Raw genomic sequence first — 12022 nt, forward strand, 5'->3', positions numbered from 1 at the left:
AAGCACCGGATCAGCCTGTTTGCAGAACATGAGCGCGAAGATCGGCGCTCAAAGATCGGCGATCCGCTAGTGGTGCAGCACTACTGGGTGTTCCCTGGCCGCGCTTGTCGGCCTGGTTGAAGTCCGGCGGGCCGCGCACACTGATGGCTCTGGATGCGCTAATCGCGTATCGCAAGCCCGCACCAAACATGGCACCTTTGGCTCAAATTGCTGCTCCTGTTTTGCTCAACGCACCAAGCCGTTCTCAATTTGAGCATGAAATATTGAGCACGCTAGAAGGGAGCAGTACGCCTCGAATCAAAATGGCTATCGAATCGGTGTTGAAGTATTCGGTAGAAATTCTTCGTGGCGGTGACCGTGGAGTCGCCATTTCCGAATTGCCCATGCTGTTCCTATGTCCAGAAAAATTCCTGAATGCTCAGCAGATTCTAAATCGCCATGATTCGGTGCTATCCGGAGTTAGGAACTCTATTGAGGCTGTAGTTAGCAAAAGTAACTCGAACTGAATAAGCCAGATATTGGTGAATAGGCTCCTATCGTAGCAGTGGGGTGAATTGGGAGATAGTGCGAAGGTCCGAGATAGTGCGAAGGTCCGAGATGGGGCGATTTGAGCTCGTGACAATTTGAGAGCTTTACGGTCCTTTGAATCGCTATGCTGATGCCTTTGTTGCAGGCTGCGCCTCTCAAATCGGAAAGCAGTTGCGGGCCTATCTCGACAAGATCGCAAGCACTCCTTCATCGCCACGGGAAAGCCACTGAGAGAATCTCTTGCGCACAAAATACTATGAAAACAATTTTCTGCGAATATCGTCGGCTATAATCGCGCCATGATCAACACGGCAAAGCGACATGCATTCTGCGTCTGGATCGCCATGTTGGCCATCCTGTTCAGTGCGCTTGCTCCGACAGTTTCGCACGCGCTGGCTGCTGTCAGCGTCGCCACCGATACGGTCGAAGTCTGTACGGTCAATGGCTATCAGTTGGTCAAGGTCCCCGATTCAGATAGCAGCAAAGCGCCGGCCCCGATGAAACACGGTATGGAGCACTGTGCGTTTTGCACCACTCAGGGCGGCTCATACACCCTGACAAGCTCGCTATCAGTAATCGCAGCCTTTGACGCCAGTCGCGATGTCTATCCGCCACTGTTTTATGCTGCGCCACATTCCCTGCATACCTGGTCTGCGTCCAATCCGCGCGCACCTCCTTTCCTTGCCTAACCATCCCTTCAGCCACACTTTCGTGCGCTGACCCGGTCACCTATCTAGTTCCAGTTTGAGTCCGGCTTGCCGGCGCACGTTGCCGCCGTTTATCTGGCGGCGATCCGAACCTGTCTAACAAGGATTGCCATGAACCAATCGGATATCGCTACACAAAACACGCTTGTCATTGTCCTGCGGACGGTGCGTTGTTTCAACGCCGCTGCTTTTATCGCGCTGGCGTTCTTCTACTTCGCATCATATAGCCTGCCGCCGTTGCCGTCCTACTCCTTGCGGCTGATTCTGATCACACAGCCATCACAGTACCTTTTACAGCTGCAAGCTGAAGGCAGTGCATTGCGACCGTTGCCGGGCCAGGGCCACTTCCTCGATGTGGACTGGACTATCGGCTTCTGATCACCCGCACCAATTTTGCAACGCTCACGATCTCATTCCTTACTACAACGGAGAATACCTTGAAGACATATGTGCGAATTATTTTGGCTGCAATCATTGCAACCCCATCCGCCGCCGCATTAGCATGCGCCAGTTGCGGCTGCTCACTCAGTTCGGATTGGGACAGTCAGGGGCTTTCTTCCGGCCCTGGCTTGCGCTTCGACTTGCGTTATGACTTCCTAAATCAGAATCAGATCCGCAGCGGCTCTGGCAAGGTCGGGACCTGGCCGGCAGCAGATCATGAGCAAGAGCTGTACACCAAAAATCAGTACCTGACGGCGGGATTCGACTACAGCGCATCGCCGAACTGGGGTGTCAGTGTCCAGCTACCTTACATTGACCGCTCGCATGCTACCAATGGATTTGCTTTTGACGGTTCGGACGCGGGCACTTCGCATACGCATAACCTTGGTGATATCAAGGTGATTGGTCGATATACCGGATTGATCGAAGAGAAGAACTTCGGAATTCAGTTCGGATTGAAGCTACCCACTGGCAGCCACACGGAAAATTTCAGCGGCGGTGCTATCACGGGTGCCCCTTTGGACAGAGGTTTGCAGCCAGGCACCGGGACGACTGACGCCATCGTCGGCATCTTCAAGTTTGCCCCTATCTCGCAAAATTGGGACTACTTCGCCCAAGCGACGGCGCAGGTACCTATGAACAGCCGGGACGACTACAAACCAGGCAACTCGTTGAACGTCAACCTCGGCATACGCTATATGGGTTTAGACAGCGTCGCGCTCCAACTGCAAATCAATGGCCGGGTGTCGGCCAAGGATTCGGGGGAGAACGCCTCACCGGATGACAGTGGCGGTAAGACTATTTACCTGAGTCCAGGCGTCACCGTGGCCCTCACGGAGAAGATCAAAACGTATGGCTTTATTCAGTTGCCGATCTATCAGAACTTGAACGGCTACCAGCTGGCGCCAAAATACACCGTCTCCGTCGGAACACGTTTCGAGTTTTGATTTAAGGTTGACTCAGGAGCGGCGTCACCAAGGTTTCGAGAGAACCGAGATCGACGGTCGGCACGCCTTCCTGGCCGTTCTTTCTCAAGATGCCGTTCCGATCAATCACAAAAGTGGATGGCATCCGCCATATTCGGCCCAATCCCTTGAAGTCCGAATCGGTTTTGAGCGCGATAGCGAAACTGTAAGACTGGGCGATCTTGCGCACATCCGCCACATCGTGCGGGTCGTCCATACTAATTGCCAGCACCTCCAGCCCCTGTGATTTGTACTTGTCGTAATACGCCTGGATTGCAGGCATTTCAACGCGGCATGGCACACACCAACTCGCCCAGAAATTGATGATTGTCACCCTGCCACTGCCTGGGCCTATTTTGACGTGCTGGGCGCTGTCAAGTAACGTCGCCTCAACTATCGGCATAGGCTTACCCACAGCCAAATCGGCAGCATAGGCATTGCAGGTGAACGTCAATGCGCAAGCAAGAAGTAGGTATCGGAAGATCATAGCTAAAGATTGTACCTTTTGTGGTTCCCGCATGCCTACCATCATCACGATAAGGCGAGTCTGTTAATTACCATCGCCGTGAGATGGTTTGTCTAACCCGCAAATTAATTTCCAAAGAACTCGATTGACCACGGCTGCCGGTAGTGCGACGTGCATCGTGGAGAGTGGGATGTAATCACCAACATTGGATTGCTGGTGAACTTCATTTGAACTTTTATCGCTATTCATGAGGTGCTCCTTAATAAATAGTAGATCAAGGCAGCGAAAGTGTAGCGCATGTGGGCGGCCCCAGTGATTGGATGCCCGATCATTCAGGCGCTGATCGCTGACCGACATGATCCGGTTGTGGCCGGATGCGCGGAAGAATACCGAAGCCTTCGAGACGAACTGCCTCGACAAGATCTCCGTCACGTCGACCGCACCCGATGCGGGGAAGTGATCCGATTCGAATGCTCGGATAACAGGGGAGCGTACCAAGTTCGTTTTTGTTCATACAATCAATGGCTTAGACCTATTTCTGCGGAAAAAAACCGTAATCCCTCCCGGCCCTCGTCAGGTCTTAGCTTAGCGTACGATATTTTCCGAATTCTGCGTCTGCCCTTATTTAAATCAATAGGTTACAGTAGTATTTGAGTTTTTTTACACGAATCCCGGCCGACCCTCTAATTATTGCTCCACAGTGAGGCAACCCGCAGTCCAAGATTAGGCCAATTAAATACCACAACTAATTACCTCGATGGTTTTATTACACAAGTGGTAGACCCGGCGGGACACACAACCTCTAGCGGATATCAAGCGTTCGATAACCCGGATGATGTCGCAGTTGCGTCTGTCGCTTTGCCTGAAAACGTGAATGTCGCGATTGCACGAGATAATTATGGTAAGCCGCAATCGATAACACGTAGTGGCAATGGGAAGACTGCTACACGCAGCTATATCTATGATGCTAATCAGCTGCTTTGTAAGACCATCGAGCCAGAGATTGGGGCTACGGTCCAACAACTGGATTTGGCGAACAACATCAGTTGGAAAGCAATCGGCTTGGCGCTGCCGAGCACAAGCGCTTGCGATCAGTCGTCGGTGCCTGCAACGAGGAAGGTATCTTATACATACGATGGACTGAATCGGCTAAAGAACACCAACTTCAGTGATGGTAGTCCCAATATCGCGCGTACCTATACGCCGGATGGGTTGTTGGCGACAGTTAATACAGATGGAGCTGCGCCGACGGCCTGGACCTTAAGTTATGACGCTCGCCGCATCCTGAACAATGAGAAGCTGGTGTTTGGTGGGGTGACGTACGAGTTTGTGCGCGGTATCGATAACGTTGGCAATTTATCGCAGCTGACCTATCCGGGGTCCACAGGATTTCCTGGGACGACAGCCGTGACGTTTGCACCGAATGCGCTGGGGCAACCAGGAAATATCAGTAGCACGACTGGAACGTACGCAAGCAACATTAGCTACTTCCCGAATGGTGCTGTAAAAGGTTTTACCTACGGGAACGGTATCGTACATAGCCTGAGCCAGAACACGCGTGGCCTGCCGCAGAACGCAACGGACGGCAGTATCCTGAACGATACCTATAGTTATGACCAGGATGGTAATGTGACGGCAATTGCCGACGGGACTGCCAATGGAATGAGTCGTAGCAACATGGTGTATGACGGCTTGCATCGCTTAACTAACATCAGCGCGCCTGGTATGTGGGGGACAGCGACGTATGCCTATGACGCACTGGACAACTTAACGTCTAGCGCAGTGGGTGGGCGCACTAGCCTGCATAACTACGATAACGTCAAGAATCGGTTGATGAGCATTAGTAGCAATGTAAGCGCTTATAACCTTTCTTACGATTACGATGGACAGGGCAATATCAGTCAGCGCGGTACGCAGGCTTTTGTGTTTGATCAGGGTAATCGCATCAAGAGTGCGACAGGCAAAGAGACTTACACATACGATGGCTTTGGTCATCGCGTGCAAGAACTGGCGGCTGATGGTACCAAGCTAATTCAGATATACAGCAGCAGCGGCCAGTTACTGATGGCGTCACAGACGGGAGGTGGCAAGCCGTCGAAAGATACCAAGTATGTCTACCTGAACCGACATTTGCTTGCTGAGATCGAGTTGGCCGGCGCGACCTCCGTTAGCTACAATCATACAGATGCGCTGGGTAGTCCGATCGCTAAAACTAACGCAATCGGTGTGCGTACCGCACTTACCAAGTATGAGCCGTACGGGCTCACGTTGACGGGTAGTACGACCCCAACTATTGGGTTCACTGGGCATGTGAACGACGCTGATACGGGGCTCACCTACATGCAGCAGCGTTATTATGATCCGGTAGCGGGGCGTTTCTTGAGCATTGATCCGGTGGTGACGGATATGAAGACTGGGGGGGGCTTCAACCGCTACATCTACGCCAACAACAGCCCGTACAATTACATCGATCCTGACGGGCGAGCTAGCGAGGTTACGTGGAATTCAGCTGGCACTGTGGTGAACATCAAAATTCCGTTTGCGATTTCTGATCCTGCAGGTGTCGCGAGATTCACCTCTTCGCAAGTTGCTACAGAAGTTGGCAACCGCCTGTCTGGAAATGTTGTGATCGGCGGTGTCGCCGTTAAGGTCACTACGGTTGGCGTTCCTGTTCCCTTGAATTCTCCGTCTGTAGTGAATGGGTCCGCAAATGTTATAACAGTTCGACCAGCGCTCGGTCGTTCCTTAACCAATGAAATTGGCGGAAACAAAATTAGCTTACGCGGAACGGCGGATGCTAAGGTCGTTACACATGAGTTGGCACATTCTGCCAAGGCAGGTGATCAATACCCTGGAGGTGTTGATGCAGCCGGTAAAGTAATCCCGGTTACTGCAACTCAGACAACCAATAACATTATGGGGGACGTAACTGGCGCTGCAAATGCACAGACATTAAGAGAAATGGCAGGACCACGTCCGCCACCGTCATCGATGGTATCTAAAGACTTTTGAGAAAATTATGAACAAGTCTTCGTTAATGGTTAGTCGTTGGTTTTGCGCCATTGCGCTCGCACTATCGACACCTATTCTTAGTGCTGCGCCACAAGAACCGCCGCTAAAATGTGAAGTTACTCACGGCGCATGGTGCGTTGCTAGGGGAATAGGGGAAATAAAATTTGTTGCTCATCAGAACGAACAATGGAACAGGTGGTCGCTATACGACAACTATTGGAAGCGGGAAGTCGGTGTTGTGCTCGAAACGCCTGGCTGCAGTGACACCGTGGCGGACAGGGTTGAATTAATTAAGATCAGCCCTAACGTGCTTTGGGAGGGTAGTCGATGGAAAGAGGCTGTGATCAGCCTACGGCGAGACGGAACTTGTGAGCTACGCCTAATGGTGCCTCTCAGTGATCTCAATTTTGTGGGGAAGGCTGCTAGTTCGTTAACCGGCCATATTGCCGCATGTATTGCCGGGCGTGCTTGCACCGATAACATGTTGTCGGCTTTCGCCTACAAATCACTGAAATAAAGTGACGGTGTCAGTGCTATCGAGCATGTGCCTTGCCACGCTCGCTGTCACGCTGCGCCATCACTGGCAAGGTTAATAAACAGGCAAAAATTAGCTTTCCTTGTATGCATCTGCAAGCCAGAATCGCGTATACGGATTTTTTGTTCTTTACTGACAACTCGCCCGACATAACCACCCCTGCGAGCCAAGATAGTTGTCGCATAAGTCTGTTTTAGAATGCGTCGGTCTCCCCTTTCTCAGCCGGTCACGCGGCGCGCTGCCGTCACTCAATGTAAATCTGCAAAAGGTACGCTTCTGTAACTAATTGATTTTATTGGTGATCGTAAAATATTTTAGCATTTTTACTTCGATCATCAGCGAAGCAATTCTGCCATATCCTAGAATTTCCAAGTGAGTTTACTAAATTGATGTCAACCAGCCGGAGACCCGCTTTGCGCCTAGTTCCACACCGCTGCGCTTCACCGGCGTGATCACCGAAACGGGGGGCGCTTTGAGTACTGGGCGTCGCGACGTTGGAGCGGCGAACCTAGCGCTTGCGCGCTATTCCAAGCGCCTATGTATAGATATCCAAAAGACAACCATAACCGCGCATCGGCAATTTTGCATAATTACTTTGCATATGCTGTCGTAGAGGAAAGCAATTGTGTCACCGGTTTCAACGCTTGCTTCCCTCTTGACCGCGGCCGGAAAGTGACACATTTACCGGCACGTCCAAGAAAGCAATTGTGTCAACTCGTAGCATCGGAAAGAAAATCCGTCAACTCGCAGCTTTGAAGATGCGGCAGCAGCGATAAGCTGCTGAAATCATGAGCAAAACCGCACGATTCCAATCGGCTGTTCCGCGCGCAAGGCCTGCCGGCTCTCGCATGATCGAGGCGTACAGCCTGAAGCTGGGCCGGCGCCTGCAGTGCTTTGGCGAAGCCGTTTTTGAACAGTGGATACGTCTCGAAGTTGATCCAACAATCCAGACATTTTGCGAACGCCCGCTCGACTTGAATTTCGCGGATGAGGTACTACAAGTCGACTTCTGGGTACGTCAGGGCGACCGCGAAACGTTGCTCGTCATGGACGATGCCTGCGAGGCGCGCAGCACGATAATCGATGGCGTCGAAATGGCGGTCCGCATCGTACCGCCCGCCGAACTTTTGGCGAGCAAAATGTGGACCGACAACTGGCAGCGCATGCTGGTGGCAATCACCTGCTCTCGAAAAGATATCCCCCCCTCGCTCCAACAATCGATCCTGAAATTTGTAGCCGAGCCGATGCAGCTTTCCCGCATCGAGCAGGAATTTTCCACCGGTGATCCAACGCCTGTGCGAGCAGCCATCTTTTGCTTACTCCATGCTGGAAAACTCCAGGCTCCGCAGCTGCACGCGGAAGAACTTTCGTTCTTGACTTCAATCCACCCGGTGAGGTCGCTATCATGAATCGTCAACGCAGAGACCTTCATGGCATCGACATCGGTATCTGGCCAGACGTTGATTTCAATGCCCTCTCCGATGCACAGCGCATCATTTTTTCCAAAAGACGGAGAGCAATTGAGCTGTATGCCGAAGGAGAGGCCATACGCCTGATTGAAGAGCGGACAGGCATCAACCGACACCAGCTCTATTTCCTGCTTGATCGTTGCCTGAAGATCGATGCGGATGGCCGAGTTGTTGGATTTCCGGCGCTACTCAAGTACCAACGCATTGCGCCATATACCCGCACTGCGCCGTTGGGAAGTGCTCACGCCGCCGCCAGCGGCGGCGGATTGGGCGGCGCCTTCGCGTTTCTGCTTGAACAGCATCCACCGCTGGCGCAATGGCTGACGCAAAAGATTCGCAAGCGCGCCGTCACGCTACACCAGGTCAGTACCGATGGCCCGCTCAAGACCAGGTTGAGTGGACTAGGCAAACTGCATGCCGGTTTTCTTTCGCAGTGCAGGGCCGTCGGTATCACGGCCGCCGACTATCCCTTGGACACGGATCGCATGGGCATCCGATCATTGTCGGCCTACGTGACGGCGAAAATACTCACCAACTTCGGTGACGCGGCGCGCGCCGCCGGCGCCACGCATCTCAAGGGCATGCCCGGCGCCGCCGGCCGCGGCGCCGTTCGTCCCTACCAGGTGGTCGAATTCGACGGACACCGGCTCGATGTGCGCTTGAAGATAGTGATCCGCGACCCGCTTGGCTTCGAACAGGAATTCGAAATCGAGCGCATCTGGCTGCTGGTGATCATCGACGTATGCACCCGCGCGGTGCTGGGTTACCACCTGGTGCTGTCGCGCGAATACAGCCGCTACGATGTGATCAAGACGATCGAGCAGGCGCTGACTCCGCACCGGCCGCGCACGTTCACCCTGCCCGACGTCGGATATGGATCGGCGGGCGGCTTCCCATCCAGCAAACTGCCAGAGCTGGGGTACGCGATCTGGGAACGCATGCGGCTCGACAACGCCAAGGCGAACCTGGCCAGCGACACCATGACGGCATTGTGTGAATTCATCGGCTGCGCCGCCGACGCCGGCCCGCCACATCATCCCGACGATCGGCCCTATATCGAACGTTTCTTCGGCACGGTCGCCAGCACGCTCTCCTCCCGCCTGCCCGGCTACACGGGCTCGAATCCCAAAGATCTCCGCCGCGCACTGGCCGACCCGAAGGGCAACCTGCGCTTGTTCGTGTCGCTCGCCGAGATGGAGGAATTGATGGAGGCGTCGATCGCTGGTTACAACGCCACGCCGCACGATGGCTTGAACGGCCGCACGCCGCTGGAGGCGATGGAATACCTGGTGCGCGGCAAAGGACAGATGATCTGGTGGCTGCCCGAGGCGAAGCGCCGCACGATGTGCCTGATGCAGACGGCGCACCGTTGCCGGGTCCGCGGCTATCTGGCGCAAGGCACCAGGCCGCATATCAACCTGTTCCAGGTGCGCTACACAAGCGAGGTGTTGGCCGCCAGCGGTGCGCTGCTGGGCAGGGATCTGCGCGTCTATTACAACAGTGACGACTTGCGCAGCGTGCGCGCCTTTCTCTCAGACGGATCCGAGCTCGGCATACTCAAGGCGCAGGGTGCGTGGGGTGAAATCAGGCACGACCTGAAGCTGCGCCGCGAGATCATGAAACTGCGCGCCAAGAAGCGGCTGGCATTCACGGTCACGCAGGAATTCATCAACCGCTTCGTCGAAGAAAAACGGAAGAAGGCAAAGCACAGCCGGCGCGCTGCCAGCGATCTGGAAAGAACGATGCGCGCTCTGGCCAATGCGCCAACGACCAACACACCGCCAGGGCCGCCAAAGTCCGGGCCGGTGTCGCCGGCCGCCGCGCCGCCGGCGACAACAGATTCGGCACTCCCGGCACAGACTCCTCAGAAAATCGAGCCGCTAAAGCTCACGATCCCTTCCGGCTTCACGACAGTCATCTAAACGATTCTTTCGCCAAGGAGAAGTCTGATGTCTTTGAAACTGCCCCGGCCCATCGCCCCCGATCTGCATCCCATCGCCACCGGCAACTACCGCATCGCCACACCGGCCATCCAGGAACTGCACGAGCTCGTCATGCGCTGTCTACGCTACCGGACCACCGGTGCGCTCATCCACGGTGCCTCGCGCATCGGCAAGACCCGCGCCATCGAATATGTGCGGCTGCTGCTGGCAGAGACCTATCCCAAGATCACCACCTACCACGCCCAGGCTGAACACAAGCCGCGCCATGCCGAAGGCCCCTTCTTCTCGAATCTGCTGGAAGCCGTGGGCTACCCCGATCCGGACCACGGATCGAATCCGACCAAGCGCATTCGGCTCATCAACAAGATCAGGGAGGCCTGCGCCAAGAATGGCGGCGGGACGGTCATCCTGTTTTGTGACGAGGCGCAGCGTTACGACGACAACGAGTACGAATGGCTGCGCGACGTGCATGACCATCTGGACCGGTTGCAGATCAAGCTGTTCACGATCCTCGTCGGCCAGCAGGATCTGCTGGCCATCAAGATCGCCATGCAGTGCGCCGGCAAGACCCAGATTGTGGCGCGCCTGATGGTCGACGAACTCGCATTCCATGGCATTCGCAATGCCGCCGATGTCGCCACCTGCCTGATTGGTTATGGCCAGACCAATTTCCCGCGCCGCACCGACTGGTCTTTTACGCGCTTCTATCTGCAGCAGGCGGTGGACGCCGGATATCGCCTGGTCGACGATGCCCAAGTGCTTTGGGAGGCCTTCGCCGCGATACACAACAAGGCGGGGCTGGCCGGCGCACTGGAGATTCCGATGGAATCGTTCACCCGTGCCGTCGAGATCGTGCTCAAGGAAAGCGAGCTGCAGGACGCTGCGCATTACCGGCCGTCGGCCCAGTTGTGGATCCAGGCGGTGCGCAGTTCCGGCTATGTCCAGGCTCGGGTGGCGACCACTTGCAGCCTGTCGGAACTGTCCAGCGCCGCGTGATGCCATGGAGGCCAAGAGCTTGCCCATCATGCTGTTCGACGAGCGCGCGCTGACGCCGTCTTTCGGCTACGTGTTCGACCCGAAATGGCTCGATCCGTTTGAATCGATCGTGTCCATCCTGTGGAAGCTAGCCAGGATGAACCGGCTATCCGGTCAGGCGATCACCACGCAGTTGGCCAAGTCTGACATTGACCCATATGAGGGCGTGGCGGCATGCCGCTCGGAGGTCGACCTGTGCCGCTTACATCTCACCCTGGGGCTACCGCTCAAACTGGTGTGGGACTCTGTGCTCCCCGATGCGTTGCAGGCCACCGCCGGCAACCATTTCCGGTATTGCCGGAAATGCCTGTGCCGTGGCTATCACAGTGTGGTGCATCAGGTCGGCACCAACAAATGCTGCCCGGTGCATGGCGACCCGCTGGAAATCGCCTGTCGCACTTGCGGCGCCAAGGCGCCCTACCGACTCAACGTAGCCCTGCTCGACGCGCCCTACCGATGCGGAAACTGTGGCCACCTATATGGCGCATCGCCGCCCGTTTCGCCGCGGAACAAGCGTCCATTCAACAAGAAGGCGCGCATCGCCATCACGCGGCTGCGATGGAGCTATTTTGCGTATTTCTGATCGTATCGATATGACGCTGACGATGCGAATCGGTGCCGATTTTCGGCGCCAAGGAAGTGACACATTTCCTTTCCTTGCATTCCAGTTGACACAATTGCTTTCCAAATTCGGTAAGTCGTTGAAAATATTAAAGAATTTCAACTTTCCCGACTCTGAAAAGATGGATTGACACATTTACCGTCGCAAAAGTGACACTTTCGCTTTCCACTACGATATCGAACAGCATCTCGATTTCCCAACGCGCCCTGTACCAATCAATCAATTCATTGACTTCATCGAGCGAGCTGGCATGGCGATTCGTCAGCAACCGCCATTCAACTGGCTTGGTCCCTGCCGGC

The 12022-nt window shown here is 54.8% G+C and carries 12 protein-coding genes and 1 pseudogene; 10 read left to right on the forward strand and 3 right to left on the reverse strand.

Annotated elements, in window-relative coordinates; translation table 11 throughout:
* Positions 1 to 143: 143 nt before the first annotated feature.
* From GTP27_RS21705 to GTP27_RS21720, 4 genes are all read left to right on the forward strand, one after another.
* Entirely contained in the window at positions 144 to 506 is a 363-nt protein-coding gene (locus GTP27_RS21705) for a hypothetical protein (RefSeq protein WP_161041187.1), read from the forward strand.
* 321 nt (positions 507 to 827) lie between these two features.
* The gene (locus GTP27_RS21710) at positions 828 to 1217 is read left to right on the forward strand and encodes a DUF2946 domain-containing protein (protein WP_161041188.1); all 390 of its coding nucleotides are present in this window, start codon (positions 828 to 830) and stop codon (positions 1215 to 1217) included.
* Between the two features lie 129 nt (positions 1218 to 1346).
* Complete coding sequence (locus tag GTP27_RS21715; protein ID WP_161041189.1) at positions 1347 to 1613, forward strand: hypothetical protein; 267 nt, start codon at positions 1347 to 1349, stop codon at positions 1611 to 1613.
* Between the two features lie 59 nt (positions 1614 to 1672).
* Positions 1673 to 2623 carry a TonB-dependent receptor gene (locus tag GTP27_RS21720; protein ID WP_161041190.1) on the forward strand — a complete coding sequence of 317 codons (951 nt, stop codon included), beginning with the start codon at positions 1673 to 1675 and terminating at the stop codon, positions 2621 to 2623.
* Position 2624: 1 nt separating this feature from the next.
* On the opposite strand, the gene GTP27_RS21725 is transcribed toward GTP27_RS21720, so the two are convergent.
* Both GTP27_RS21725 and GTP27_RS21730 read right to left on the reverse strand, forming a co-directional pair.
* Positions 2625 to 3161 (reverse strand): TlpA disulfide reductase family protein, encoded by a 537-nt coding sequence (locus GTP27_RS21725; protein WP_202416992.1) that lies wholly within the window; start codon positions 3159 to 3161, stop codon positions 2625 to 2627.
* 30 nt (positions 3162 to 3191) lie between these two features.
* Positions 3192 to 3356, reverse strand: coding sequence for a hypothetical protein (locus tag GTP27_RS21730; RefSeq protein WP_161041191.1), 165 nt, complete (start codon positions 3354 to 3356; stop codon positions 3192 to 3194).
* Positions 3357 to 3977: 621 nt separating this feature from the next.
* Between GTP27_RS21730 and GTP27_RS24295 the strand changes: the two genes are divergently transcribed.
* The 6 genes from GTP27_RS24295 (at position 3978) to GTP27_RS21760 (ending at position 11684) form a co-directional block, all read left to right on the forward strand.
* Positions 3978 to 6119 (forward strand): RHS repeat-associated core domain-containing protein, encoded by a 2142-nt coding sequence (locus GTP27_RS24295; protein WP_161041192.1) that lies wholly within the window; start codon positions 3978 to 3980, stop codon positions 6117 to 6119.
* 7 nt (positions 6120 to 6126) lie between these two features.
* Positions 6127 to 6636: a hypothetical protein gene (locus GTP27_RS21740; protein WP_161041193.1), complete on the forward strand. Its 510-nt coding sequence runs from the start codon at positions 6127 to 6129 to the stop codon at positions 6634 to 6636.
* Between the two features lie 806 nt (positions 6637 to 7442).
* Entirely contained in the window at positions 7443 to 8063 is a 621-nt protein-coding gene (locus GTP27_RS21745) for a hypothetical protein (protein WP_161041194.1), read from the forward strand.
* Positions 8060 to 10045 (forward strand): TnsB C-terminal domain-containing protein, encoded by a 1986-nt coding sequence (locus GTP27_RS21750; protein ID WP_161041195.1) that lies wholly within the window; start codon positions 8060 to 8062, stop codon positions 10043 to 10045. The genes GTP27_RS21745 and GTP27_RS21750 overlap by 4 nt, the downstream gene beginning before the upstream one ends.
* A 27-nt stretch (positions 10046 to 10072) precedes the next feature.
* Positions 10073 to 11062, forward strand: a complete 990-nt coding sequence (locus tag GTP27_RS21755; protein ID WP_161041196.1) for an AAA family ATPase — start codon at positions 10073 to 10075, stop codon at positions 11060 to 11062.
* 28 nt (positions 11063 to 11090) lie between these two features.
* On the forward strand, positions 11091 to 11684 hold the full coding sequence (locus GTP27_RS21760; RefSeq protein WP_161041197.1) for a TniQ family protein: 594 nt from the start codon (positions 11091 to 11093) through the stop codon (positions 11682 to 11684).
* A gap of 127 nt (positions 11685 to 11811) precedes the next feature.
* On the opposite strand, the pseudogene GTP27_RS24095 reads toward GTP27_RS21760, so the two are convergent.
* Positions 11812 to 12022: pseudogene (locus tag GTP27_RS24095) on the reverse strand (IS4 family transposase); the annotation flags it as partial.

The sequence above is a fragment of the Duganella qianjiadongensis genome (assembly GCF_009857915.1).
In the GTDB taxonomy this organism is placed as follows: Bacteria; Pseudomonadota; Gammaproteobacteria; order Burkholderiales; family Burkholderiaceae_D; genus Rugamonas; species Rugamonas qianjiadongensis.

Bases quoted from the DNA above. Each gene is read 5' to 3' on its own strand.
- GTP27_RS21705 (WP_161041187.1), top strand. From the start codon at position 144: ATGGCTCTGGATGCGCTAATCGCGTATCGCAAGCCCGCACCAAACATG.
- GTP27_RS21710 (WP_161041188.1), top strand. From the start codon at position 828: ATGATCAACACGGCAAAGCGACATGCATTCTGCGTCTGGATCGCCATG.
- GTP27_RS21715 (WP_161041189.1), top strand. From the start codon at position 1,347: ATGAACCAATCGGATATCGCTACACAAAACACGCTTGTCATTGTCCTG.
- GTP27_RS21725 (WP_202416992.1), bottom strand. From the start codon at position 3,161: ATGCGGGAACCACAAAAGGTACAATCTTTAGCTATGATCTTCCGATAC.
- GTP27_RS21730 (WP_161041191.1), bottom strand. From the start codon at position 3,356: ATGAATAGCGATAAAAGTTCAAATGAAGTTCACCAGCAATCCAATGTT.
- GTP27_RS21740 (WP_161041193.1), top strand. From the start codon at position 6,127: ATGAACAAGTCTTCGTTAATGGTTAGTCGTTGGTTTTGCGCCATTGCG.
- GTP27_RS21745 (WP_161041194.1), top strand. From the start codon at position 7,443: ATGAGCAAAACCGCACGATTCCAATCGGCTGTTCCGCGCGCAAGGCCT.
- GTP27_RS21750 (WP_161041195.1), top strand. From the start codon at position 8,060: ATGAATCGTCAACGCAGAGACCTTCATGGCATCGACATCGGTATCTGG.
- GTP27_RS21755 (WP_161041196.1), top strand. From the start codon at position 10,073: ATGTCTTTGAAACTGCCCCGGCCCATCGCCCCCGATCTGCATCCCATC.
- GTP27_RS21760 (WP_161041197.1), top strand. From the start codon at position 11,091: ATGCTGTTCGACGAGCGCGCGCTGACGCCGTCTTTCGGCTACGTGTTC.